The organism is Olsenella profusa (genome assembly GCF_016900315.1).
Lineage (GTDB): Bacteria > Actinomycetota > Coriobacteriia > Coriobacteriales > Atopobiaceae > Thermophilibacter > Thermophilibacter profusus_A.
In genome coordinates this window covers 48,447-73,400 of the sequence record NZ_JACSNQ010000006.1, presented here as the reverse complement: position 1 = coordinate 73,400, position 24,954 = coordinate 48,447, and the positions used below count along the sequence as shown (strand labels likewise).

Below are 24,954 nucleotides of genomic sequence, written 5' to 3'. Positions count from 1 at the left end.
CCGTGAACATGTCTGCGCTCAGATGAAAGGGTGGACTTCATTCGTTGGGTCGCCACCATCTCGGAGCCAAACGATGGCTTCACGGTCTAGAGGCATCTTACGTGCAAAGGTCCGAGACGAGCTCTTCTCGTCTAGTGAAGGAGCGTTCCATGTCGACCGACACCCCATCGAGAATTTCTATTTTTGTCTCCACGCACAAGCCTGTCGACCTCTTTGAGAGCAGAATTTTGCAGCCTGTTCAGGTGGGCAGCGCACTTGCCAACCACCGCTTTCCCTGGGCCCTGCACGATGACGAGGGCGATAACATCTCTGACCAGAATCCCCTCTATTGCGAGATTACCACGCAGTACTGGGCATGGAAGAACGTTGATGCCGACTACTATGGTTTCTGCCATTATCGGCGCTACTTTGACTTTTCCCCCGAGCGTCATAAGGAGAACCCTTGGGGGGAGGTTATGGATGACTACGTCTGCCCCGCAACTCAGGCACGCTATGGGCTTGATGATGACACCATCAGGAGCGTTGTCGAAGGCTGTGACGTTATCACGACCGAGATAAAGGATTTGAGGCGCTTCCCAGGTGGGGTTGGTACGCCGCGCCATCACTATGAGCTCGCCGACCGTCTACATCCTGAAGACCTCATGCGGGCTGTTCAGATTTTGAAGGAACTCCATCCTGACTTCTCTGAGGATGCGGATGCGTTTCTCGATGGGCATCGGTCCTGCTTCTGCAACATGTTTATCATGAAGCGTGACATCTTCTTTGACTATTGTTCCTGGCTTTTTCCGATACTCAAGCGTTTCGTCGAAGAAACGGACATGGAGGACTATAGCGTTGAGGCCCTGAGGACTCCCGGGCACCTCGCCGAACGGCTCTTCAATATCTACTATGCCCATCATATGCGGGTTGGTGCCGGCTGGGTCACGCGTGAGCTTCAGTGCGTTCATTTCAACTACCCAGACCGCCATGAGCCGCTTGGGCCGCTTCCTGTTGATGATCGGCCTGTTGTGCCCGTCGTGCTCGCCGCGGACGATGGGTATGTCCCGATGCTTGCAACGACCGTGCACTCCATGCTGGCAAACGCGTCCCGGGAACGTCGCTATGACGTCATCGTGCTTGAGCGTGGAATTTCTGCAGAGCACAAGGGCCTCATGACGGCTTTTCTTGCTGAGCGCCATCCCAATGCGACACTAAGGTTCCAAGATGTCGGCAACATTGTCGCCGGCCATGAGCTCAGCACGAGCAATCCGCACATTAGCGCCGAGACCTACTATCGCTTCCTGATCCAGGACCTTCTTCCCTTTTACGAAAAGGTTCTCTATCTGGATTCAGACCTGATTGTCGAGGGCGATGTTGCCGAGCTATTTGACACTGATATGAAGGGGAACGCCGTCGCGGCCGTACGCGATGTCGACTTTGCGGGCAACCTCGGCTACCGGGATGGCAGAAGGAAGCATTATGCTCGTGAGGTCCTTGGCATGAGCGATCCGTTCGGCTACTTCCAGGCGGGCGTCCTTCTCCTTGATACGGCTGTGATGCGTTCGATTCACACGGTCGATGAGTGGTTAGGAATGGCAGAAGACACGCGTCTTATCTATAACGATCAGGACGCCCTCAATGCTGCGTGCCAGGGACGCGTTACCTATCTCGATGCCTCCTGGAACGTGATGACCGATCTTGCCGGTCGCGTTGACCGGGTCTTCTCGTATGCTCCGGCGCGCATTTTCAAGGACTATCAGCGCTCTCGCTCCTGTGTCCGCATTATTCATTATGCCGGCGTGGAGAAGCCCTGGAACACGGTGAACTGCGACCTTGCGGAGCATTACTGGCGTTATGCGCGCGAGACGCCTTTCTATGAGGCTCTTGTCGCACACCTTGCGGGGGCTCCCGTGGTTGCGAGGGCCTCCTCGCCGCGCGCCATAGGTGAGGATAATCCCCTGCGTCGTGTATTTGATCCGCTTCTCCCCATAGGGTCTCGACGGCGCGAGGTCATGCGGTCCATTGCCGTTGCCATTAGCGGGAGAAAGTAGCCTCCGTATTTTGGTGGGCAACGTCGTGCCGCAGGTGGGTATGATGCCTATCCTCTTCCGAATTCAGTGTGTCCCGACGGGGAGGGGGCTGGCGCCATCAGCGTCAGGGGGTGTGGTAATGCTGCGGGCGTAGACGTCAAGGTGATGGAGGTGAGATACTGAAAGAGGGTTCCTCCCTTGTCGCGCGTTGTGCGTGGCCACGGTTCTTGATGCCGGCGCCGCCCGTCCCGCGGAGGCGTGACAGGTGGGCCCGGTGTTCGGACCAGATTGTCTGTTGGGGGGGATTTGTGCGAGGCTGGAACAGGCTGGCACTACTGAAGAACAAGACAAGGAGAGTCGCCACAAGACTCGGCCGTCTCTTCCTGAGCAGAGACGAAATCGTCGTCAGCCTCACGTCATACCCGCGCCGAATCAACTCGGTTCATCGCGTCGTAAGGTCGCTCTTTGCCCAGACCATGCTCCCGGACAGGATAGTCCTCTATCTCTCGCGTGACGAGTTCCCCAACGGAGAGGGGGGGCTTCCGCGTGAGCTGCTTGCATGCAGGGGCCACGACTTCAAGATACGTTGGGTCGAGGGGAACATGCGCTCGCACAAGAAGTATCTCTATGCCGCAAGGGACTATCCCGATGCGTTGGTCATAACGGTGGATGACGACATCGAGTGCAGAAACACCCTCGTGTCGGAGCTCGTTGAGGCCCACCGTCGCTTTCCCCATGCCGTTTGTGGCGTTCGATGCCATGTGATCAACTTTACGAGCGAGGGCAGTATCGCCGCGTATAACAAGTGGATTCTTGAGTCGGGGAACCATCATCCGCGCACGCTTAACCACCCGAGCATGAGGCTCTTTCCGACGTCCGGGGCGGGAATGCTACTTCCTCCAGGGAGCTTGCCTCCCCAGGCCTTTGACGAGGAGGCAATCAAAGAGACCTGCCTTAACGCTGACGACATCTGGCTTAAGGTGATGACGGCCCTTGCCGGCTGGCCCTCTCTCAGCATACCCGGCTGGCAGGGCGTGACCACGATTGAGGGGACGCAGGAGGACTCGCTCTGGAGCACCAATGCAAAGGGCGGAAACGATCGTGCGATTTCCGCGTTAAGGCAGTGGTGCTTGGAGCACCTGGGCGTTTCCATAGACGATCTGTTTAAGGACGATGCGCTTGATGACTTGCTTGACCCATGAAACTGGCGGCGCCGTCTCGGCTCCTGGCAAGAATCAGCGAACGAGGATTGCCTACCTTGACTTCCTGAAGGTCGCTGGGGTTTATGCCGTCGTATTGACCCATGTTACGGCGACTCTCTTTTCCATCTTCCCCCTGGGAAGTGCGGAATGGGCCGTTGTCGACCTTCTCGACGGCATCAGCCGCTGGGCCGTCCCCTGCTTTCTGATGGTGAGCGGCGCCCTCATGCTTGACGAGCATCATGAGAGGCCGGCAAAGGACCTCTGGCTACGTCGCATACTTCCCTTCGTCGCGCTGTATTTCATCTGGTCGACTTTCTATGCGGTATATCACGCCTGGATGGAGGGGTGGCCTGGGTGGCGCTCCTTTTTCCTGGGCGTGATAAGAGGGGAGTATCATCTCTGGTATCTTCCGATGTTCGTTGTGGTCACGGCGATGCTTCCCGTGCTCAGAGCGATAGCGCGCAGCAAGCCGGCTCTCATCTACTCGTGCGCATTCTTCGTTGTCTCGCTCTTCACCTCCTACGTACCACTTTTTTCAGGCGGGGCGCTGGGAGGCGCGGTTGGCTCTCTCGTCTCGGATGCGCACGTCCCACTCTGCTACGCCGGCTACTGTCTTGTTGGCTATCTACTCAGCAGGCTCGATCTGCCAGCCTGTGCCCGGGCGGGGATTTGTCTTGGTGGCGTTATCGGCCTTCTTGTTACCGTGGCCGGCACCTTCTTGCTTAGCGTGCAAGGTGGTGGGCTCGTCCATCTTTACGACAATCTGACGCCCAACGTGTTTGCCTGCGCCGTCGCGGTCTTTGTCTTTGCGAGAAAAGGCCGCAGGAGGCCTTCCCCCTCCCTCACAAAGTAGCTTACGGGCATGTCCGAGGCGTCGTTCGGCGCCTACCTCATTCATCCGCTGCTTATTTATCTACTGAGTGAGGCGATTGATGCCTCCGCGGGAGCCTTCCCGTGGCTTGCCTTAATCTGGGCGATTGTCATAGGCAGCGTCTCTTTAATCCTCTCTGGCCTGCTCGGGCGTATCCCAGGTTTAAGGAGACTTGTCTAGGTACCGTGTTTTGCTAAGGTATGTGTGCCCGGTTCCTCCTAGGCTGTGTTTGCGGCACCCTGCCTTATAGGATGCCTCTATAGTGTTTTGCGAGCTTGACAAGAGGTTGTGTTCCCACGCATACATAAAGGAGAAGATGGTCAAATGACCAAGAATACGGCTGCCGGCCTGACTCGGCGTGGCTTTCTGAGGCTTGGGGGTTCCGCTGCGTGTGCCCTCGGCCTTGGTGCGGTTCTATCTGTTGGCGGGGAGCTTCTTTCCCCTGAGACTGCTTACGCAACGGTGGAGGGTGACCAGACCCCACTTACCGAAGAGGAGATTGAGGAGGCGATCAGGTCCGGTCAGATCAGGACCGAGTTCCCAGAGAGCCCCGCTGCCGCCCTTTCCTCAGCTGACTATGCCATACGTACGATTAGCGGTTCTGACCGCTACCAGACTAACGCTGCTCAGGTCCTGAGCGCGTTCTCAAGCTCTGCATGGGCGATCGTCGCTGGCGGGGAAGGGTATGCGGACTCGATCTGCGCCGCCGGACTCGCAGGCGCCCTGTCCTGCCCGATTGTCCTCACCGCGCCTGACGAGCTTTCCCCAACGGCCGCTTCGACGCTTACCACCATCGGTGCTCGCGACGTCATCCTTCTGGGTGGGGAGGCTGCGGTTTCGGCGCGGGTCGAAGACGACCTTAACACCCTCGTTGGTTCGGGCGGCACGGTGACCCGCCTGTCCGGCATGACACGCTACGACACCCAGATGGCCGTGTACGAGTATGGCGTTGAACACGACCTCTGGGGCGATACGGCCGTCGTGGCCAGCGCCACCGGCTTTGCAGACGCGCTCGCCGTCTCGCCTGTGAGCTACAAGCTCAAGGCGCCCGTCTTTTATGTCGATGAGACGACGTACTTCCCGGCGGAGCAGGAGGAGGCCATCCTGTCCTCGGGGATGACGAGCTTCATTCTGGTTGGTGGCCAGAGCGTCATGTCGAGCCGCGTTGAGTCAACGCTGCGTCCTCTGGGATCGGTGACGCCTCTTTCCGGAGAGAGCCGGTACGAGACCTCTCGCAAGATTGCAGACTATGCGGTGACTCTTGGCATGAGCCTCACCGGCATGGCGTTTACCTCGGGCCTCGCTCCCTACGACGCCCTTGGAGGCGGCCCCGTCCAGGGCGCTGAGAACTCGGTGATCGTCCTGATGGACGAAAACGACTATCACAGCGCCCCCTCGATTCCGTTCTCCTCCAAGCCGAGCGCGCTCAAGTTCTTTGGCGGGAAGAACGTCTACTCATGTGCGTTCAAGACGCGCTTTGCCCTGGCAGCGGGCTACTCCCTTACCGACATCGAAGGCATGAAGGTATACGTCGACGCCGGACACGGCGGGAGCGACCCGGGCGCTATTTCCGGCGGCTACAGGGAGGCGGACCTGACCGCTGAGCTGGCGCAGGACATCGGGAACCACCTTGTCTCAGACTATGGCCTGCCGGCGTATGTCAACACGTCGGGTAACAATTACAAGCTCCGTCACCCTGAGGCAAAGGCGATGGACTGCGGAGTGCTCGTCTCCATCCACTTCAACGCGGGAGGTGGGACGGGCTCCGAGTCCTACATTCATTCGGAGAACTCGGCGGCCGGCTCTGTGGCACTGCAGAATTCCACCCACACGGCGCTTGTCTCGGCACTCGGTCTCAAGGACCGAGACAAGAAGGACGATTGGCTTGCGGTGGTAAGCGGGCCGCTGCCCTCGGTCCTTCTCGAGATCTGCTTTATCGACAAGTCAAGTGACATGAGCACGTACCAGAGTCGCAAGGGTTCCGTTGCCGAGGCAATTGCCCGCGGCATCGCAGAGGCATAGGGGGACTAGATGACAGAGCGTTTCAATAAGAGCACGGCAATCGCTCGTCGCGGCCTTATCCGACTTGGGGGCTCCGCGGCCTGCCTGCTTGGACTTGGCCTCTTCACCGTCTCTCTCACACCGGCAGGCGCGTCGCGTGCATATGCTGGCCAGCTTGTGGGGGACGTCAATGACGAGGGCGAGTATTCGTTTGTCCCCGATGACTCACTGACGCTGGAGGACCTTCCGCCGGAGCCCCAGACTTTTGCAAGCTCCAGTCAGGTAGGCGTGGTCAATCTCGGGGGCTCGGACCGTTATGAGACGGCGGCAAAGGAGGCGCTTTACGCCTTCTCCTCCTCGTCTTCCGCCATTGTGGCCGGTGGCGCCGGCTATGCCGATTCCATTGCCGCCGCGGGGCTTGCCGGGGCGCTCTCTTGTCCCATCCTTCTGACGGCCCAGTCATACGTTCCCGACGCAACCATGGATGCGCTTGTGTCCCTCGGCGTAAAGAGCATCGTCCTCATTGGCGGCGAGAGCGCCGCAAGTTCTGCGGTCGAGGCTACGCTCAGGGGGCTGGGATCTGTCGAGCGCCTGAGCGGCTCAGACCGCTACGAGACGCAGATGAAGATCTATCGCTACGGTGCTGACCATGGCCTGTGGACTGGTGACACGGCGGTCGTTGCCAATGGCACGGGATTTGCCGACGCGCTCTCCGTCTCTCCCATCAGCTATGCCCTCAAGGCGCCAGTCTTCTTCTGTGACGGCTCTCAGAACCTTCCCGCCGAGCAGAGACGAGTCCTTTCCGACGAGCTGGATGCTTCCAACTTCCTTCTCATCGGAGGTGCGGCAGTTACCTCGCCAGAGACCGAGAGTTTTCTCCGGGGGCTTTCGTCGCTTCGTGGAGGGGAGACAGTGCGCCGTGGCGGGAGCACACGCTATGCCACGAGCATGGAAATCGCCCGATACGCCGTTAAGAACCTGGGCTTCACGTGGGACGGCGTTGCCTTCGCCTCCGGTAGGGCCCCCTATGACTCTCTGGGGGGCGGCGTGGTCCAGGGCAGGGAGAAGTCGGTCCTGCTGCTCGCGGATGCCGTCAGCTCAGAGTCGGCTGACGTCATCCTTGAGGACGGCGGCTCTGTTAACACGACAATCAAGTTCTTTGGAGGGTCTACCGCCATTCCCGGAGAGGTGCGCGCGGACATCTGTGCCAGGCTCGGTGTTCGCCACCTGAACAACACCTCCTTCATTCGATACGACATCACGCGTAGTAGGATGGCGGAGCTTCAGGTTGCCAGGGGCGAGAGCAACGACTACGGATATGATGACTTCTACGATGCGCTTGACCCCGACCAGTATGAGTACGGTCAGTCCAGCTTCAACGTCTTCGCGCTGCTTGACCTTGGGTATTCAGGCGTCACGGCGGAGGACATCAACGAGTACGTGGCAAACAACTGCAGCTATTCCGAGCAGAGCTATGGCCGCCCAAGCCAGCTCCGCACGCTCGGCTCCGCCTTTGTCGATGCGGCGGGGCAGTATCAGCTCAACGAGGTCTACCTGCTCTCCCACGCCTGCTGGGAAAGCGGCTGGGGGTGCTCCGAGCTCGCAGGCGGGTGGACTCCCGACGAGGACGGAGAGGTCGTCGTCAACGGCGTGACGTATCCCTACAAAAAGGGAGAGACCTACTACAACTTCTACGGCATCGGCGCGGTGGACGAGAACGCCCTGTCCGGCGGGAGGACCATGGCGGTCAAGGAGGGGTGGACGACGCCCCGGCTTGCCGTCCTCGGTGCCGCCAAGTGGATCTCCGAGAACTATCTGCACCGCTCCTCTGGCGCCCAGAACACGCTCTATCTCATGAAGTACGACGTTGTGGGCGCGGTTAAGAGCGGCTCGGCGTGGCACGAGTACTGCACGGGCCTCTCCTCGTGGTGCACGGGAATCTCCAGCATCATGCAGGGGTGCTACAAGAGCGCCGGGACTGATCCCCTTGATGACCTTCAGTTCAGCGTTCCGGTGTATGCGGCGGAGTAGCGACGTCGACATCTGACGAAAGTTGAGCGGCACGGGGGTCGACTCCCGTGTCGCTCGCTGTATTTCGCGTGGTTATCGAAGCCGATCGACACGGCAAATCCCCTCGCCTGTTGGCTTATTATGTTTGTTTGGTATGAAGATGCTTTCTGACTAGGCAAGGAGGAACTGTTTTGAATGCCAGAAGGATAGTCGTCGCGGGAATAGTCGGCATCTGCTTGGCGATAGGCCTCCTGCCTATGGGAGGGGCCGTTGCGGAGGAGCCCGTCGCACCACAGGCGAACGAGGTGGTCCAGGAGCTTGACGACGAGGGCCCCGGCAGCTCCTCGGCTACGTCCGAGGCCCAGGGTGGCACCGAGGAGGTGGGCGACGCCGAGGAGGGCCTCGACGAGACGACCGCCACCGATTCGGAGGACGATGTTCCAGGTGAGTCCGTTGCAGGTGAGGAAGCTGAGCCTGACGAGGGCGAGGCCGGTGGGCTTGAGCCCGGTGAGGGCGAGACCGGAGAAATCGGGCCCGGGGGAAGTGCTGAAGGCCCTGGATCGGGCTCGGGTGAGGAGCCTCTGCCCGAAATATGGGAGGATCCGGTCAGCGTAGTGCGACCGGACCGCTTCAACGGCTATGCGATGATGAAGGTGGGCGGTGCCGACCGATACGAGACCTCGGCGCTGGAGGCCCTCTGCGCGTTCTCCTCGTCCTCATATGCGATCGTTACGGGCGGCACGGGGTACGCCGACTCCATCTGCTCCTCGGGCCTGGCTGGCGCCCTGGGGTGTCCGATTATCCTGACTGACCCTCTGAGCCTTCAGAGCACTACCGAGAACGCGCTGCGTCAGCTTGGCGTTAAGCACATTGTGCTTCTTGGTGGCGAGAGCGCGGTCTCGCCACAGGTCGAGAGCCAGCTTACCGAACTGGTCGGCTCCGACGGGTCTGTTGAGCGCCTGTGGGGTGAAGACCGATACGGCACCCAGATGGCAGTCTACGAGTACGGACTTCGCCATGATCTCTGGACCGGGGACACGATTATCGTCGCCAACGGGACCGGCTTTGCCGACGCCCTCTCCGCGTCTCCTCTAAGCTACAAGCTCAAGGCACCCGTCTTCTTCGTCGACAAAACGCTGAGCTTCCCCGAGGACCAGCGGATTGCCCTTGGCCAGAGCGGGAAAAGCTCGTTCATCGCTGTCGGTGGCACGGCGGTCATGCCGGAGAGCGTGACCACGCTGCTTTCTGAATTTGGGTCGGTCAAGCGTCTTGGGGGCAGCGACCGCTACGAGACCTCGTTCTCCATCGCCCAGTATGCGGTTTCCGAGCATGGTATGAGCTGGGAGGGCACTGCCTTTACCTCGGGTCTGGCTCCCTACGACGCACTTGGCGGAGGCTCCGTGCAGGGTTCCGAGAATTCCGTTCTCTGCCTGAAGGACGAGGCGAGCTCAAGTGCGACGTCGTTCCCTTGGACGTCGAAGCCGAGCTACATCAAGTTCTTTGGCGGAACGTCGGTCTTCTCGAACGGGTTCAAGGCCCGGCTCTCGCTGATTCTGGGATACGGGATGTCCGAGGTCGAGGGGCTGACCTATACCGACAATGGCGACGGCTGGCTTCTGATTGACGGAAAGTGGTACTACCTCCAGGGCAACGACTTTGCCTCTGGCTGGCTGCAGCTCTCCGGAACGTGGTACTATCTCGATCCCACGACGAGGGCGATGCAGACCGGCTGGCTCACCGTGGGCGGGAAGACCTACTACCTTGAGTCGTCCGGCGCCATGGTGACGGGCACGCGCTGGATCGACGGCTACCTGCGGTCCTTCGACTCCAGCGGCGCGTGCCTCAAGACCGGCTACCAGGTCAAGTGGAACAACCTCATGCTCGCCGCTCGCAACGTGACGCTGCCGAGCTACGCTCAGGGCTCGTACTGGAGCTACGTGCACCCCTGCACCATCTCCGCCGACGCCACGCGCTCCCAGGTCATCGAGGCGTTCATCGACGCCGCGTACGACTACCAGCGCGCCGGCACGCGCTGGGTGGACAACCAGTGTGGCGCCCCGGGCACCACGGTCGACTGCTCGGGCCTGGTCATGGAGTCCCTCTACGCCGTGGGCATGGACCTCACCGGCGCGGCCGGCGGGGACTACAACCCCTACACGAAGTACTACCAGAACCACCACTTCGCCAACACGTGGCGCAACAGCCAGACGTTCCAGCCCATCTCGTTTAGCGAGCTCGAGCGTGGCGACATCGTCTACTACAGCGGGCACGTGGCCATCTACCTTGGCAACGGCAGGATCCTCGAGTCCACGCCCTACGCCTCCAACGTCCGCGAGGCGAGCGTGTACAGCCCGGGCACCATCCTCGGCTGCGCGCGACCGTTCACCAAGTAGCACTTCTCGCGCCCCCTGGTTCTTCTCGCCCCCACCGGCACGGAATCGGCCCCAAACGGATTGTCGCGTTTGGGGCCTTCTTTTCGGGGTAACATATCCGACGTGGCTTCGGCCACGGGTATCGCGCGCAAGCGCAGCTTTTGCCCCGCGGGGCAGAGAAAGAAAGGCACGAAATGGCTCAGGGTACTGTCAAGTGGTTCAATCCGGACAAGGGCTACGGCTTCATCTCTCGTGAGGATGGCGACGACCTGTTCGTTCACTACTCCGAGATTCAGATGGACGGCTTCAAGACGCTGGACGAGGGCCAGCTCGTTGAGTTCGACATCACGACCGGCCAGAACGGCAAGCTCCAGGCTTCCAACGTTCGCAAGCTCTAAGATCTAAGCTTCATAACAAATGTGAGCTGAGAGGGCCCGTCCCAGACGGGCCCTTTTTTCGTCCGCACGCCTGCCGACGTCCCCGTGCCGCCCGCCTCGGCCTCCTTGACGCCCCTTCTTCCAACGTGGTATGTTCCCCGCCCATGCCTTACGGAAAGGGAGTGAGCACGTGAGCGGAAAGACCCGCGACTACAGCAAGCGCACCTCGGCGCGGCTGCTGTTGAGCTTGGTCGCGCCCTACAAGGGCCTCGTGGCGCTGACCTGTGTCACGCTGATCTGTGACATGACCGGCATGCTCTACATTCCTACGCAGCTCTCGGCGATGGTCAACGTTGCCGTGAACTCGCGGGACATGAGCGCCCTCATGGGCCATGGCGTCGCCATGCTCATCGCGGCGCTCGTGGGGTCGGGCGGCTACATATCCTCGGTGTTTCTCGCCTCGAGGCTCTGCGCCAAGGTGGGACGTGACCTGCGGCTTCGGGTCTACGAGTCGTCCCTTGCGTTCTCCGGGTCAGACTTCAACGCCTTCGGCACCGGCTCCATGATCACGCGCACCCTCTCGGACGCCAACGTCGTCCAGCAGACGCTGCTCATGTCCATCCTCATGATCTTCCCGGTGCCGCTCATGTGCGTCATCTCGGTTGCGCTGGCCTTCTCCACCGACGCGGTGATGGGCTGGGTGCTGCTTGCCGTGACCCTTGCGGTCATCGCCATCTGCCTGCTTGCCGTGGCCAAGTCGGCCCCCATCTTCACGCGCCTGCAGGGTTTCATCGACAACATGAACACGCGCCTGCGCGAGTCCATCACGGGCGTGCGCGTGATCCGCGCCTTTGGCAAGGAGCGCCGCGAGCGCGAGCGCCTCGACGAGACCTTCACCGACTACGCGTCCAACGCCATTCGCGTGAACCTCGTCTTTGCCGTCACGGACTCGGTGACCTTCTTCCTCATGAACGCCGTGGAGGCGGCCATCATGTGGGCGGGCGCGGACCGCGTGGGCGCCCACGCCATGCAGATCGGCTCGATCTCCGCGCTGGTTGAGTACGCGATGCTCATCATGATGTTCCTCATGATGGCGCAGTTCGCCATCCTCCAGGTGCCGCGGGCCCTTGCGTGCCTCACCCGCGCTGCCGCGGTGCTGGACGTTGAGCCGGAGATCGCGGACCCCGCGACCCCCGCCGAGCTTGCGGTGGGGGAGGGGCGCCCGGGCGCTTGCCTGCCGGGGGCGGCGGGCGGTTCGGTCGCCGCGGGCGCAGCGGGCGGCCCAGGCGGCCCGGCCGCGTCCCCGCGCGGCGAGAAGGACGCCGAGGTGGCGCGCTTCGACCACGTGAGCCTGCGCTTCTCGGACGCCGACGAGGACACCCTGCACGACATCAGCTTCGCCCTGCGGCGCGGCCAGACCACGGCCATCATCGGCAACACCGGATCCGGAAAGTCCACGATCGCCAAGCTCCTGCTGCGCTTCAACGACGTCACGGCCGGCAGCCTCACCTTCGAGGGGGTCGACGTGCGGCGCCTCACGCAGGAGGAGCTGCGCTCGCACATAGCCTACGTGCCGCAGAAGGCGTGGCTCTTCTCGGGCACCATCGCGGAGAACCTCCGTCACGGGGACGCCCACGCCTCCGACGAGCGGCTCTGGCACGCGCTGGAGGTCGCGCAGGGTGGCTTTGTGCGCGAGCTCTCCGACGGCCTGGGGACGCGCGTGGCCCAGGGAGGCACCAACTTCTCCGGCGGCCAGCGCCAGCGTCTCGCCATCGCGCGGGCCCTCGTGCGCCGCGCCGACCTCTACGTCTTCGACGACTCCTTCTCCGCCCTCGACTACAAGACCGACGCCGCGCTGCGCCGCGCCCTCGCGCCTGAGCTCGCGGACGCCGCCACGCTCATCATCGCCCAGCGCGTGAGTACCATCCACGACGCGGACCAGATCGTCGTCCTCAGGGACGGCGAGGTGGTGGGGCTGGGGACCCACGACGATCTCATGGAGGGCTGCCCCACCTACCGTGCCATCGCGGACTCCCAGACCAGAGGGGAGGAGAGCCATGACTAACGCAGCCAAGGACCGCGCGAGGCGTCGGGAGAGGGACCGCCGCCGCGAGACACGGGACGGCGCCGTGGCCCCGGGCGGGGAGGCCCTGCTCGCGGAGCCTGCCGCGGCCGAAGAGTCAGAGGTCCCCTCCGACGCGCTCGGCACCCTGGCCCGCCTCTGGAGGGCCGCGGAGGGGCAGCGCTGGAGGCTCGTCGTGGCCGCGTTCTGCTCGGTGCTCTACGTGGCCGGCAGCCTGGGGGCCACCGCCTACAGCGCCGGTCTTCTCGACCTGCTCTGGGGCAACATCCAGGCCACCTTTGCCACGGGAGCGCCCTTTGTGGTGACGCTCGAGAACGGTGGCGCCCAGATCCTGACCTTCCTGGGCATCTGGACGGCGGCCTGGTTCTTCTACACGATCCAGGTGCTCGTCATGGCGAGCTTCGCGGAGCGCCTCAACCTCCGCCTGCGCGAGCGCATCGGCGAGAAGCTCGCGCTCCTGCCGCTCTCCTACTATGACGCGCACCAGCCCGGCGACACCATCAGCCGCGCCACCAACGACCTCGACAAGATCTCCGAGGTGCTCCAGCGCGGCGTGCTGCAGCTGCTCATCGCCGTGTGCATGGTCGGCGGCGCCGTGATCCTCATGGCCACCTACGACCTTGCGCTCACGGGCATCTTCGTGGCCTTTGCTCTCGTCTCCTTCGTGGTGACCAAGCTCGTGACCGCCCACACCCTCAGGGTTGCCGCCGCGCGCCAGGCCTCCCTCGGCGTCCTCACCGGCCGCGTGGAGGAGGCCTACAGCGGCCGCGCCGTCATCAAGGCCTTCGGGCGCGAGGAGGCGAGCCTGGAGGAGATCCGCCAGGCGGCCGAGGACCTGGCGCAGACGTCCGCCGAGGCCGACTTCGTAACCAACGCCATCACGCCCGCAATCCGCTTCCTCATGCGTCTCTGCCAGGTGACGGTGGGTCTTCTCGCCGGCGGCATGCTCGTGATGGGGCAGATGTCGGTCGGCGTGTTCCAGGCGTTCTTCCAGTACGTGATGCAGGCGTCCGAGCCGCTCACGCAGCTCTCGCTGACGATCAACATGCTCCAGGGTGCGCTCGCCGCCGCGGAGCGCGTCTTTGCGCTGCTGGACGAGGGCGAGGTGGTCCCTGACCCGGAGGCCCCCGCGGAGCTGCCCAGCCCGGTGCGCGGTCGTGTGGCCTTCGAGCACGTGCGCTTTGGCTACGCGCCGGACCGCCCGCTCATGCGCGACGTCTCCCTCGTGGCGGAGCCGGGGCAGAAAGTGGCCATCGTCGGCGCCACGGGCGCGGGCAAGACCACCCTCATCAACCTGCTCATGCGCTTCTACGAGGTGGACGGCGGGCGCATCACGCTCGACGGCGTGGACACCCGCGAGCTCACCCGCGCAGACCTGCGCCGGCAGTTTGGTATGGTGCTTCAGGACGCGTGGCTCTTCGAGGGCACCATCGCCGAGAACATCGCCTACGGCAAGCCCGGCGCCACGCGCGAGGAGGTCGAGGCGGCAGCTCGTGCCGCGCACGTGGACTTCTTCGTGCGGACGCTGCCGCACGGCTACGACACGATGCTCTCCAACGACGCCGAGAACATCTCCCAGGGCCAGCGGCAGCTGCTCACCATTGCGCGCGCCATGCTCACGGACCCGGCCATCCTCATCCTCGACGAGGCCACCTCGAGCGTGGACACCCGCACCGAGCAGGCCATCGTTCGGGCCATGGAGGCCATCATGGAGAACCGGACGAGCTTCGTGATCGCGCACCGGCTCTCCACGATCGTCGACGCGGACCTCATCCTCGTGATGGAGAAGGGCACGATCATCGAGCAGGGCACCCACGCGGAGCTGCTTGCTGCCGGTGGCGCCTACGCCGAGCTCTACCGCAGCCAGTTCGCGTAGCGCGGGGCGCGGGGGACGCGCGCGAGGGGGCGGGGTCCGCGGTCCTTCTCGCCGCCGCGGCTGCGGGCCGATGGTCCTTCTCGCCGCCGCGGAGCGCACCGTTTTAGGACGGAATTCGATCTCAGACCGTCCAAGAACGGTGTGTCCTCTTTGGGCGTACTGTTTTAGGACGGAACAGGTCCTCTGAATTGGCGGAACGAACTCCCCGAACCGTCCGAAGACGGTGCGCCATGTGGAGCGTACTGTTCTCGGACGGTTTGTGGCCCCAGACCGTCCGGAGACGGTGCGGGCCAAGAAGGACATACCGTCTCCGGACGAAATGAAACTCCAAACCGTCCTAAAACGGTGCGCCGTGAGTACGCACCGTCTTCGGACGTTCTGCGGCCTCGGATTGTCCGGGAACAGTGCGCGTCCAGAGGGACGTACCGTTTTAGGACACTCTGCGGCCCAAAACCGTCCGGAAGCGGTGCGCCGCCCACCTGAGTGCGCCGCCCGACCTGGGTACGTCTTCCGGGCGCGTCACCTCGGGCGGCGCCCACGCCTCGCCCCGGCACACAAATCCCCATCTGTGCAAGTAGAACGCACAGATGGGGATTATTTCGCACGCGGGTGGGGCTTCGGCGTGGGGCTTCGGCGTGGGGTTTCGGCGCGGGGCTTCGGCGGGCCGCCTGACAAGACCTAGTCGCAGGCGCCGCAGCTCTCGCACTTCTCGGACTTGCTGGCTCCGGAGTTGCGCTCGTCGGTGTTGTAGAAGCCGGACCCCTTGAAGACGATCCCGGAGGGGTCGAAGACGCGCTCGGCCTCGTGGCCGCAGCTGGGGCAGCTGACCTTGGGGTGCGCGCTCATGGGGTGCTCCACCTCGAACGTCGCGCCGCAGTCCGGACAGTGATAGTCGTAACGAGCCATGGTTCCCTCCGAGAAAACGATTCACTCAAACCGCAGGATACTTTACCCAACCAGCGCATCGGCGAACGCGAGGTTTTTGTCGCCAGGCGCGTATATCATCATATCTGCGCGGTGGGAAAGGCACCTGGCCCGGGGTAAGACGTGGCCGACGGGCCGGCCCAGCACGGCGGACCCAGGCGGGACAGGTCAGGCGAGAAGAACGACGGGGGACAGATGGACGTCACGGGAGCGATCTTTGACTGCGACGGCACGCTCGTGGACTCGATGGGCATGTGGTCGCACGCCTACGAGTGGCTCTACCGGCACTACGACTCGCCGGGCGCGCCGATCGACGAGGTGGAGCCGATGGCGCTGGCCGAGGCCTGCCGGCTCTTCCATGACAAGTACGGCATGGGCTCGTCGACCGAGGAGGTCTACGAGACGCTCTGCGCCCACGTCCGTGACGGTTACGAGCACGACGTGGCGCTCATGCCCGGGGCGCGCGCGTTTCTGGAGGAGCTCTCCGCCGCGGGCGTGCCGATGATCGTGGCGTCGTCGACGCCCCGTCGCGAGCTGCTCTTCTGCCTGAGGGCGCACGGCCTCGACGGCTTCTTCACGGACGTGGTGAGCACCGAGGAGGTCGGCGGGCGCGACAAGGAGTTCCCCGACGTCTACCTGGAGGCGCTGCGCCGGCTGGGCACGTCGCGGGAGGGCACGTGGGTCTTCGAGGACGCGCCCTTCGGCGTGCGGACGGCGCGTCGGGCCGGCTTCTACGTGGTCGGCCTCATGAACGACCACGACGGCCGGCGCGAGGAGGACGTCCGCCCGTGGTGTGACGTCTTCGTCCACGGGTTCGCCGAGCTCTCCCTCCCGCTGCTGCGCGACTACGCGCGCCCGGCGCCCGCGGCTGGGGAGCCGCTGCGCGCGCTCGTGGTGGCAGGCTCGCCCGAGCCGAGCTCGCCCGCGCTGGTGGCGTCGCTTGCCGACGAGGCCGACTACGTGGTCTGCGCCGACGGTGGGGCCGACGTGTGCCGGGCGGCGGGCGTGGCCCCGGACGTCTTCTGCGGGGACTCCGACTCCGCCTCGGGGGAGGCCGCTGCCTGGGCGCGGGCGGCGGCGCGCACCTGCGTGAGCTTCCCCTCGGAGAAATACGCCACGGACCTCGCGCTCGCGCTCGACTGCGCCCGGCACGAGGCCGCCCGCCGCGGCGCGCCGCTCGCCGTGACGCTCACGTGCGCCTCCGGTGGCCGTCCCGACCACGCGCTTGCGGTGGTGGGGCAGCTCGCGGGCGCGGGGACGGCGTCGGCGCAGCTCGTGGAGGACGGCTACGAGATGAGGATCGTCTCGGCGGCCGGCGAGCGGGCCTGGCGGCTTGGCGCGGACGCCGTGGGCCGCACGTTCTCCGCGGTGGCCGTGGCGCCGGACACGCGCGTCGACGAGCGCGGCATGCGGTGGGAGCTTGAGGACAAGCCGATGGGGCTTCTCGACGACCTGGGGATCTCCAACGTGGTGACGAGCCCCGACGCCGAGGTCGCGTGCCGCTCCGGTGCTGTGGCGGCGTTCCTGCTGCGGTAGGGGGCCGGCGGGTCGGGCGCCCCGCGAGGCCCTCTGGTCGTGGCGGCCGTCGTGGCCGTTGCCGTCCCGCCGCCACACCTGCGTGCCCCTGCGCCTGCGTGCCCCCGCGCCACCAGAGAAACGACACAATATCTTGGGGTTTCTCGTTGCGGCTGGTGGAGCATGTGCTATAGTTGGCGAGCTGTGAAAGTTGCGGGCGCGAGAAGAGCGCCGCGCCCCCGAGGAGGTACGAGCATGTCCAAGGTCTGTGAGTTCTGCGGCAAGCACGCCGTTGCCGGTCATTCCATCAGCCACTCCCACCGTGTGGTGAACCGCACGTTCAAGCCGAACATCCAGCGCGTCACCGTGGTCGTTGACGGTCACCGTCGCAAGGCCAACGTCTGCTCCCGCTGCCTCAAGTCCGGCAAGATCGCCCGCAGCTAGCCTGACAGCTAGTTCTGCGCACAACGGATTTGGCTGGAGGCCGTCCTCGGGCGGCCTCTTTTTTTGTTGCGGCTGGCTTCGGGCGCCGCGCGCTTTAGGCGCGCTTTCGGGCAGGGTACGTACACCCCCATTGCGCCCCCCGCAGGGTACGTACACTTCTAGCCACGCCCCCGAAAGGGTACGTACACCCCGCTTTAGGGTACGTACACTTCTCGGCGTCCTTCTCGCCGGGCCGTCCGACGTTTCCGCAGGTAGTTGAGGTGGCGAGAAGAACGTCGGCGCCGCGGCAGTGTACGTACCCTGGGGGAGGGTGTACGTAACCTTGGGGAGAGTGGCAGGGGGTGCACGTACCCTCAAGGCGCCTCTTGTGCGTTCTGTGTAGGCGTACGGGCTCCCCTTTGCCGCAGTGGCTGAAGGACAAATCGGTCAAAGAGTCCTAGCTGCGTGGCTGTCCTTCGCTGGAGCGGGGAGAATGACTAAGGAAAGCTAACCGTCAGCCTGTTGTCGGCAAGCCGGAAGCCCCTTTCGGGACAATGTGCAGACCATGATTGCCGTTTGCGACATATCCGCACTTGCCCGATGGGGAGAGACGGGCCTGCCCGGACGTATTGAACGTCTGGCGCAGCTGCCTGCCAACCTCGACTGGTCCCTCGCGGGCGTCAGCGAGCTTGGCACGATTGACCTCTCCGCCGCACGTCTTGAGGCGACCGAGGAGCATCCGCTTCACATCCTTGTTTCGGGAGAGGCGGCGCGGGTTCGCTCTCGACGCATCAGAAGCCACATCTGGTCGACGCCTCTGCCGGAAGGGGCACTCTGCCGTCTGACCGATGACGTGCTCCTGGCCTCGCCGGGGTTCTGCCTCCAGCAGATGGCGGCGCGGTCGAGCCTTGCGCGAACCGCCAGCATTGGAATGGAGATCTGCGGCCGCTACACGCGCTCCCCGCTGGCATGCCGTGGCTTCTTCGGGCGTCCGCCGCTTGTGACGGTCGCCGAGCTCACCGACCTCTTTGCAGATAACCACGGATACGGGGCAAGGCGGGCGAGAGAGGCACTTGTGTACGTCGTGGACGGCTCCCGCTCGCCGATGGAGACCGTGCTGGTCCTCTTCTTCATCCTCCCGGTTGAGCTGGGCGGATGTGGGCTTCCGCGTCCCCTACTTAACGCCAGGGTGGAGATCCCTCCCTCGCTGCAGAGGGCGCTGGGCAAGCCGTATCTTGTCGTCGACCTCTGCTGGCCGGAGTTTGGCATCATCTTTGAGTACGACAGCTACGAGTTCCACTCCACGCCCTCCCAGGTTGACTCCGACGCGGTTCGCAACGAGGGGCTTCGGGACCTTGGCTGGATGGTGCGATCGATTACGTTTGGCATGCTCAAGAGGGAGGCCATGCGAACCGAGCTCGTCGGCAAGGTCATGGCCAAGGCGGGTCGCTCTCTCCCGGATGACCCGAGCTTTCGCCGGCTTCAGGGCGAGCTCATTTCCCAGCTCATGCAGATTCCCTAGCGCAGGCAGCTTTTGAGAACAGCCTTCCGGCTTCCCCGTATCCTACGGGCGCCACGCTTTAGGGTACGTACACCCCGCCGCGCCCTCCGGAAGGGTACGTACACTTCCCGTCACGCCCCCGGCAGGGTACGTACACCACCCGGCAGGGTACGTACACTTCCTACCGCCCTTCTCGCCGGGCCGCCCGACGTTTCCGCAGGTAGTTGAGGTGGCGAGAAGGACGTCGACGCCGCGGCAGTGTACGTACCCTAGGGGAGGGTGTACGTGCCCTGCCGAGGGCGTGGCGGGGAAGCGCCGTAGGGGGGCACCCGCGCCCGAGCGGCGGATCCGCTCCTACGGCATCTGCACGAGGCGGCGGTACGTGTCCACGCCGGCGAGAAGAACCCGCTCGTCGAAGTTGAACGTGTCCGCGTGGAGCGGGATGCCCGTCCCGGTGCCGAGCAGCAGGAACACTCCCGGCAGGTGGCGCTGGTAGAACGCGAAGTCCTCGGCTATGAGCAGCGGCTCCCCCACGTGCGAGAGCTCCGGGAGTGCCTGCTCTACCTGCGCGAAGAGCGCCTCGTCGTTCACGACGGGAGGGTAGCCCTCGGAGAAGCCGAGCCTGACCTCGCAGCCCTCGGCGGCCGCGGCCGCCCGCGCCAGCCCGCCCACGGCCTCGCGCGCCCGGTCGAACATCGCATCGGAGAACACGCGCAGACTTCCCTCGGCCCGTGCCTCGCCCGCGATGGCGTTTCTCACCGTGCCCGCCTCGAGCCGGCCGAAGCGCAGCAGGCAGGGCTCGTCGGCCTCCTCGTCAAGCTTCCCGCACATAGCCTCGGCCGACGGCACGAAGCGCGCCGCGGCGGCAAGGGCGTCGCGGCCCTCCTGCCAGCGCGCGATGTGGCTCGAGCGTCCGGTGAACTCCGCCGTGACCTCGCTCGAGCGGGCGAGAAGGGCGCCGGCCCGCGACGCCACGACGCCCGCGGGCAGCTCCGGCCAGAGATGGAAGCCGAAGATGCGCTCGGTGCGCGTGCGCTCGAAGAGGCCGCTTGCGCAGACGCGCGCCGCGCCGCCGGTGGTCTCCTCGGCGGGCTGGAACACCACGAGCACGTTGCGCGGCAGGTCGTCGGCGGTGAGGCCGTCCGCACGGCCGCGCACCACGTCGCTCACCCAGCGCGCCGCGCCGAGGGCCATGGCCATGTGGCCGTCGTGGCCGCAGGCGTGCATGCGGCCCGGATGCACGCTCGCGTAGGGCGCGCCCGTCCGCTCGGCCACAGGCAGGGCGTCCATGTCCGCGCGCAGGGCCACGGTTGTCGGCCGCCCGAGGTCGAACCAGGCGGCAAGCGCGCCGGGGCACGGCTCGAGCACCTCGCAAGCAAGCCCCTCGAGGACTCCGTGTACATAGGAGATCGTCTCCGGCAGATCGTCATCCAGCTCGGGAATGCGGTGCAGGTCGCGGCGCCAGCGCGTGAGTGCGGCGAGCTCGGCCGTCCCGGCCGCGTCTGCCCCGGCCGCGCCGCGCGCGCACGTGTCAGCTGCCACGCCCGTCGCCGCGCCCGCGTCAACCGCCGCCCCGGCCGCGCCCGCCGCGACGCCCTCACCCGTAAGGTTCTTCTCGCCTGCGCGGTCGCTTCTGCCCATGGGGCCTCCCTCCCGGAAAAATCGTTTCGAGTATATCAACGTGGGACGGCTCGGCGCCCGGCGGCGCCCCGCTGTGATAGAGTGTCCTCACTCGATAGAGGCGCGGGCGAGAAGGCCCGCGGGGGAGCCGGCAGGCGCAGATCCCGCGGGGAGGCGAGCCCGCCGAACTCGGCGGCCGGGCGCGGTCGTCGGGTGGGCCTGCGGGAAAGACCCGCAGGACTGTCTGCGAAGAACCCGCAGGAGCGCTATCAGGGAGCCGTGAATGGAGCGCATCAGCCGCCCGACGCCGCAGAAGCGTCCGTTTGTCACCAAGGACCAGCTCGAGGCCATCGCCGCCGAGCACCCCACCCCCTTCTACCTCTACGACGAGGCCGAGATTCGCCGCCGCGCGGCGGAGCTTGCGGCCGCCTTCTCGTGGAACCCCGGCTTCAAGGAGTACTTTGCCGTCAAGGCCACGCCCAACCCGTGGATTGTCTCGATCCTGGCGGAGTGCGGCTGCGGCTGCGACTGCGCCACCGGGACGGAGCTCATGCTCGCCGAGGCGGCGGGCGTCACCGGCCGCAACGTGATGCTCTCCTCCAACGACACGCCCGACGAGGACTTCCGTGCTGCCGACGAGCTGGGCGCGATCATCAACCTCGACGGGGCGGACATGGTCGACTGCCTCGTGCGCGCGCTCGGCGGCCGCGTCCCGCGCACGGTCTGCTGCCGCGTGAACCCCGGCGGCAGCTTCGAGGCCTCGAACGGCATCATCGGCAGCCCGGAGGACTCCAAGTTCGGCATGACCGAGCCCCAGCTCGAGGAGAGCTTCCGGCGCCTTTCCGCGCTGGGGGTGCAAGAGTTCGGCATCCACGCGTTTCTCGCCAGCAACACCCAGGTCAACGACTACTACCCACGCCTTGCGCGCCTGCTCTTCGAGATGGCGGTCCGCCTCTCGCGCGAGCTGGGGGTCCACGTGGGCTTCGTCGACCTCTCCGGCGGGATCGGGGTGGCGTACCGCCCCGAGGACACCCCCTGCGACCTGGCCGTCATTGGCGAGGGCGTGCGGCAGGCCTTTGAGGAGGTGCTCGTGCCGGCGGGCATGGGGGACGTGGCGATCTTCACCGAGCTCGGGCGCTGGATGCTCGCGCCGGCCGGCGCCCTGGTGACGCGCGTGATCCACGAGAAGGTGACCTACCGCGACTACCTGGGCGTGGACGCGTGCGCGGCCAACCTCATGCGGCCGGCCGTCTACGACGCCTACCACCACATCACCGTGATGGGCTCCGAGGACGTGCCGGCCACGCGCCGCTACAACGTGGTCGGACGGCTCTGCGAGAACAACGACCAGTTTGCCCGCGACCGCCTGCTGCCGCCGTGCGGCATCGGTGACCTGCTCTTCATTCACGACGCGGGCGCCCACGGCTTCTCGATGGGCTACAACTACAACGGGTCGCTGCGCTCGGCCGAGCTGCTGCTGCGCTGCGACGGGAGCGTCCAGCAGATCCGCCGCGCAGAGACGCCGGCCGACTACTTCGCCACCTTCGACGACGACCCGCGCTTCTTTGCCCTGGCGCGGCCGCGGCGAAAACCCTGACGCGCAGCGCGCGCCGCCGGTCTCGCACGACTCCGGGCCCCGCGCCGCCCGCCCCCGAAACCCCACGCAAAACAGGCGACCCAAGCGAAAGCGAGAAGAACATGGACATGACCAACCTCTCCGGATCAATCGTCGCGCTGGTGACGCCGTTTGCCCCCGACGGGTCGATCGACTTCGCCGCCCTCGAGCAGCTCGTGGACTTCCAGTTGGAGAACGGCACCGACGGCATCCTCGTGCTCGGCACCACCGGCGAGTCCTCCACGATGACCGACGCGGAGGACCTCGAGGTGGCCCGCTGCGTGGTGGAGCGCGTCGCGGGCCGCGTGCCGGTGATCGGCGGCGCGGGCTCCAACGCCACCTTCGAATCCGAGCGCAAGGCCAAGGCCCTCGTCGACCTGGGCGTGGACGGCCTGCTGCTCATCACGCCGTACTACAACAAGTCCAACGAGGAGGGGATCTACCAGCACTTCACGACCGTCATGGACCAGGTCGACGTGCCGTGCATCCTCTACAACATCCCCGGCCGCACCGGCTGCTCCATCAGCGAGAAGAACCTCGCGCGTCTTTCTCGCCACCCCAACGCGTGGGGCCTCAAGGAGGCCTCGGGCTCGATCGAGTACGCGACGATGGCGGCGCGCTACCTCTCCGACGACTTCCGCATGTTCTCCGGCAACGACGACATCGTGGTGCCGCTCATGTCGCTCGGCGCGCGCGGCGTGATCTCGGTGTGGGCCGACGTCGCGCCCGCCACGGTGCACAAGATGTGCGCCGACTTCCTCGCCGGCGACGTGGCGGCCGCCCGTGCCGCCCAGCTCGACAACCTCGAGCTCGTCCACGCCCTGTTCTGCGAGGTCAACCCGATTCCGGTCAAGTGCGCGCTCGCCGAGATGGGTATGATCGAGGAGGTCTACCGCCTGCCGCTCTGCCCGATTTCCGACGCCGGCCGTGCACGGCTCACCGCCGCCCTGAGGGAGGTGGGGCTCCTTGGCTAGCGAGTCTTGCGCCGTGCGCGCGATCGTGGTGGGCGGCAGCGGCCGCATGGGGACCCTCGTGCGCGCCGAGCTCGCCGCGCGGGGCTTCGAGCTTGCGGGCTCCTACGACGTCGACAACATCGCCGAGCTCGACATGGAGGCCCCCGCGGCCGACCTCGTCGTGGACTTCTCCGCCCCGGCGGCCCTGCCGCACGTGGCAGCCTACGTGCGAAGGACCGGCGCGGCGCTCGTGAGCGGCGCCACGGGCTACACGGCGGAGCAGCTCGACGAGCTGCGCTCCCTCGGGGAGGCGTCCCGCGTGGTGTGGTCGTCCAACTACTCGCTGGGCGTCGCGGCCCTGCGCCACGCCACACGTCTCGTGGCCGAGGCGCTGCCCGGCTGGGACGTGGAGATCGTGGAGACCCACCACAACCGCAAGGTCGACGCTCCCTCCGGGACCGCCAAGGCCCTTCTCGCCGAGGTCGACCCGACGGGGGAGCGTCCGGTGGTGAGCGGCCGGGAGGGCGTCGTCGGTGCCCGCACGCCCGGGGAGATCGGCATGCACGCGCTGCGCGGCGGCACCGTGGCCGGCACGCACGAGGTGCACTTCTTCGGCACCGACGAGGAGGTCTGCCTCACGCACCGCGCCGCGAGCCGCCAGATCTTCGTCTCCGGCGCGGTGACGGCCGCGGGCCGCCTGCTCGCGCGCCCGGCCGGCTTCTACGACTTCGACACGCTGATGTTCGGCTAGGGGCGCGCTCTGCGGCCGCGACAGCAAAGGGGAGTGCACATGAACGCACAGGAGATCATCAACTTCATCGCCAACGCGGAGAAGACCACCCCGGTCAAGCTCTACGTGCGCGAGAAGGACGGCGCGCGCCTGGACTGGGGCGACGCCCACGTCTACGGCGGGCCCGAGGGGCGCGTCGTCTTTGGCGACTGGGCGCGGCTCGAGCCCGTGCTTCTCGCCAACGCGGACCAGATAGAGTACGCCGACGTCGAGTGCGACCGGCGCAACTCCGCGGTGCCGCTGCTCGACCTCAGGGGCGTGAACGCGCGCATCGAGCCGGGCGCGATCATCCGCGACCAGGTGGAGATCGGCGACAACGCCGTGATCATGATGGGCGCCGTCATCAACATCGGCGCCGTGGTGGGCCCCGGCACCATGATCGACATGGGGGCCGTGCTCGGCGGGCGCGCCATCGTGGGTGCGCGCTGCCACGTGGGAGCCGGCGCGGTGCTCGCGGGCGTGGTGGAGCCGGCGAGCGCGACGCCCGTCATCGTGGAGGACGACGTGCTGATCGGCGCAAACGCCGTGGTCATCGAGGGCGTGCACGTGGGGGAGGGCGCCGTGGTGGCAGCCGGCGCCGTCTGTGTGGAGGACGTGCCGCCGCGCGCCGTGGTGGCGGGGTGCCCCGCGCGCGTGATCAAGCAGCGCGACGTGAAGACCGACTCCAAGACCGGCCTCGTGGACGCCCTGCGCCAGCTCTAGCGCCCGCCGCGCCTCCGTTGCCGCCGGGGCTTGCGGAAGCGGTGCCGCGCCCCGCCGCCGGCCCCGGCAGCCGAGCATGGGCTATAATCAGTTGGATTCTGACAGATTGC

The 24,954-nt window shown here is 65.4% G+C and carries 18 protein-coding genes and 1 riboswitch; of the genes, 16 read left to right on the top strand and 2 right to left on the bottom strand.

All coding sequences use genetic code 11. The annotated features are described in order from the left end of the window. The first annotated feature begins 149 nt into the window (after nt 1–149). The 9 genes from H9X80_RS04515 (at nt 150) to H9X80_RS04475 (ending at nt 14,801) form a co-directional block, all read left to right on the top strand. Nucleotides 150–2,030, top strand: coding sequence for a DUF4422 domain-containing protein (locus H9X80_RS04515; protein WP_204793153.1), 1,881 nt, complete (start codon nt 150–152; stop codon nt 2,028–2,030). A 287-nt stretch (nt 2,031–2,317) separates the two neighbouring features. Next, entirely contained in the window at nt 2,318–3,211 is an 894-nt protein-coding gene (locus H9X80_RS04510) for a hypothetical protein (protein ID WP_204793152.1), read from the top strand. Further along, complete coding sequence (locus tag H9X80_RS04505; protein WP_204793151.1) at nt 3,192–4,064, top strand: acyltransferase; 873 nt, start codon at nt 3,192–3,194, stop codon at nt 4,062–4,064. Before H9X80_RS04510 ends, H9X80_RS04505 begins: the two co-directional genes overlap by 20 nt. A 342-nt stretch (nt 4,065–4,406) precedes the next feature. Beyond that, entirely contained in the window at nt 4,407–6,104 is a 1,698-nt protein-coding gene (locus H9X80_RS04500) for a cell wall-binding repeat-containing protein (RefSeq protein ID WP_204793150.1), read from the top strand. A 9-nt stretch (nt 6,105–6,113) separates the two neighbouring features. Beyond that, a complete protein-coding gene (locus tag H9X80_RS04495; RefSeq protein ID WP_204793149.1) occupies nt 6,114–8,114 on the top strand; it encodes a cell wall-binding repeat-containing protein in 2,001 nt (666 codons plus the stop codon). 236 nt (nt 8,115–8,350) lie between these two features. Further along, nucleotides 8,351–10,486, top strand: a complete 2,136-nt coding sequence (locus tag H9X80_RS09255; protein ID WP_204793148.1) for a cell wall-binding repeat-containing protein — start codon at nt 8,351–8,353, stop codon at nt 10,484–10,486. Between the two features lie 173 nt (nt 10,487–10,659). Continuing rightward, entirely contained in the window at nt 10,660–10,863 is a 204-nt protein-coding gene (locus H9X80_RS04485; RefSeq protein ID WP_204793147.1) for a cold-shock protein, read from the top strand. 169 nt (nt 10,864–11,032) lie between these two features. Continuing rightward, the gene (locus H9X80_RS04480) at nt 11,033–12,907 is read left to right on the top strand and encodes an ABC transporter ATP-binding protein (protein ID WP_342590866.1); all 1,875 of its coding nucleotides are present in this window, start codon (nt 11,033–11,035) and stop codon (nt 12,905–12,907) included. Next, nucleotides 12,900–14,801: an ABC transporter ATP-binding protein gene (locus tag H9X80_RS04475; RefSeq protein ID WP_204793145.1), complete on the top strand. Its 1,902-nt coding sequence runs from the start codon at nt 12,900–12,902 to the stop codon at nt 14,799–14,801. The genes H9X80_RS04480 and H9X80_RS04475 overlap by 8 nt, the downstream gene beginning before the upstream one ends. Before the next feature lie 678 nt (nt 14,802–15,479). Here the strand turns inward: H9X80_RS04475 and H9X80_RS04470 are convergent. Further along, nucleotides 15,480–15,707: an FmdB family zinc ribbon protein gene (locus tag H9X80_RS04470; protein WP_204793144.1), complete on the bottom strand. Its 228-nt coding sequence runs from the start codon at nt 15,705–15,707 to the stop codon at nt 15,480–15,482. A gap of 213 nt (nt 15,708–15,920) precedes the next feature. Here H9X80_RS04470 and H9X80_RS04465 point away from each other — a divergent pair, with 213 nt between their 5' ends. From H9X80_RS04465 to H9X80_RS04455, 3 genes are all read left to right on the top strand, one after another. After that, on the top strand, nt 15,921–17,261 hold the full coding sequence (locus H9X80_RS04465) for a thiamine diphosphokinase (RefSeq protein ID WP_204793143.1): 1,341 nt from the start codon (nt 15,921–15,923) through the stop codon (nt 17,259–17,261). Nucleotides 17,262–17,495: 234 nt separating this feature from the next. Then, entirely contained in the window at nt 17,496–17,684 is a 189-nt protein-coding gene (rpmB, locus tag H9X80_RS04460; protein ID WP_072371255.1) for a 50S ribosomal protein L28, read from the top strand. Between the two features lie 544 nt (nt 17,685–18,228). Further along, a complete protein-coding gene (locus tag H9X80_RS04455) occupies nt 18,229–19,185 on the top strand; it encodes a hypothetical protein (protein ID WP_204793142.1) in 957 nt (318 codons plus the stop codon). A 333-nt stretch (nt 19,186–19,518) separates the two neighbouring features. On the opposite strand, the gene H9X80_RS04450 is transcribed toward H9X80_RS04455, so the two are convergent. Continuing rightward, the gene (locus H9X80_RS04450) at nt 19,519–20,805 is read right to left on the bottom strand and encodes an amidohydrolase (protein ID WP_204793141.1); all 1,287 of its coding nucleotides are present in this window, start codon (nt 20,803–20,805) and stop codon (nt 19,519–19,521) included. Nucleotides 20,806–20,892: 87 nt separating this feature from the next. Continuing rightward, nucleotides 20,893–21,061: riboswitch (Lysine riboswitch) on the top strand. A gap of 6 nt (nt 21,062–21,067) precedes the next feature. On the opposite strand from H9X80_RS04450, the gene H9X80_RS04445 reads away from it, so the two are divergent. From H9X80_RS04445 to dapD, 4 genes are all read left to right on the top strand, one after another. After that, nucleotides 21,068–22,381: a diaminopimelate decarboxylase family protein gene (locus tag H9X80_RS04445; RefSeq protein ID WP_204793140.1), complete on the top strand. Its 1,314-nt coding sequence runs from the start codon at nt 21,068–21,070 to the stop codon at nt 22,379–22,381. Between the two features lie 101 nt (nt 22,382–22,482). Beyond that, entirely contained in the window at nt 22,483–23,373 is an 891-nt protein-coding gene (dapA, locus tag H9X80_RS04440) for a 4-hydroxy-tetrahydrodipicolinate synthase (RefSeq protein WP_204793139.1), read from the top strand. After that, nucleotides 23,366–24,103, top strand: coding sequence for a 4-hydroxy-tetrahydrodipicolinate reductase (gene dapB, locus H9X80_RS04435; RefSeq protein WP_239471613.1), 738 nt, complete (start codon nt 23,366–23,368; stop codon nt 24,101–24,103). Before dapA ends, dapB begins: the two co-directional genes overlap by 8 nt. Nucleotides 24,104–24,142: 39 nt before the next feature. After that, a complete protein-coding gene (dapD, locus tag H9X80_RS04430; protein ID WP_204793138.1) occupies nt 24,143–24,844 on the top strand; it encodes a 2,3,4,5-tetrahydropyridine-2,6-dicarboxylate N-acetyltransferase in 702 nt (233 codons plus the stop codon). Nucleotides 24,845–24,954: the final 110 nt, after the last annotated feature.

Coding starts and splice junctions, on each gene's coding strand:
- rpmB (WP_072371255.1), top strand. CDS start 17,496: ATGTCCAAGGTCTGTGAGTTCTGCGGCAAGCACGCCGTTGCCGGTCAT.
- H9X80_RS04465 (WP_204793143.1), top strand. CDS start 15,921: ATGGACGTCACGGGAGCGATCTTTGACTGCGACGGCACGCTCGTGGAC.
- H9X80_RS04475 (WP_204793145.1), top strand. CDS start 12,900: ATGACTAACGCAGCCAAGGACCGCGCGAGGCGTCGGGAGAGGGACCGC.
- H9X80_RS04470 (WP_204793144.1), bottom strand. CDS start 15,707: ATGGCTCGTTACGACTATCACTGTCCGGACTGCGGCGCGACGTTCGAG.
- H9X80_RS04495 (WP_204793149.1), top strand. CDS start 6,114: ATGACAGAGCGTTTCAATAAGAGCACGGCAATCGCTCGTCGCGGCCTT.
- H9X80_RS04485 (WP_204793147.1), top strand. CDS start 10,660: ATGGCTCAGGGTACTGTCAAGTGGTTCAATCCGGACAAGGGCTACGGC.
- H9X80_RS04505 (WP_204793151.1), top strand. CDS start 3,192: ATGACTTGCTTGACCCATGAAACTGGCGGCGCCGTCTCGGCTCCTGGC.
- dapD (WP_204793138.1), top strand. CDS start 24,143: ATGAACGCACAGGAGATCATCAACTTCATCGCCAACGCGGAGAAGACC.
- H9X80_RS04500 (WP_204793150.1), top strand. CDS start 4,407: ATGACCAAGAATACGGCTGCCGGCCTGACTCGGCGTGGCTTTCTGAGG.
- H9X80_RS04455 (WP_204793142.1), top strand. CDS start 18,229: ATGATTGCCGTTTGCGACATATCCGCACTTGCCCGATGGGGAGAGACG.
- H9X80_RS04515 (WP_204793153.1), top strand. CDS start 150: ATGTCGACCGACACCCCATCGAGAATTTCTATTTTTGTCTCCACGCAC.
- dapA (WP_204793139.1), top strand. CDS start 22,483: ATGGACATGACCAACCTCTCCGGATCAATCGTCGCGCTGGTGACGCCG.
- H9X80_RS04450 (WP_204793141.1), bottom strand. CDS start 20,805: ATGGGCAGAAGCGACCGCGCAGGCGAGAAGAACCTTACGGGTGAGGGC.
- H9X80_RS04445 (WP_204793140.1), top strand. CDS start 21,068: ATGGAGCGCATCAGCCGCCCGACGCCGCAGAAGCGTCCGTTTGTCACC.
- H9X80_RS09255 (WP_204793148.1), top strand. CDS start 8,351: ATGGGAGGGGCCGTTGCGGAGGAGCCCGTCGCACCACAGGCGAACGAG.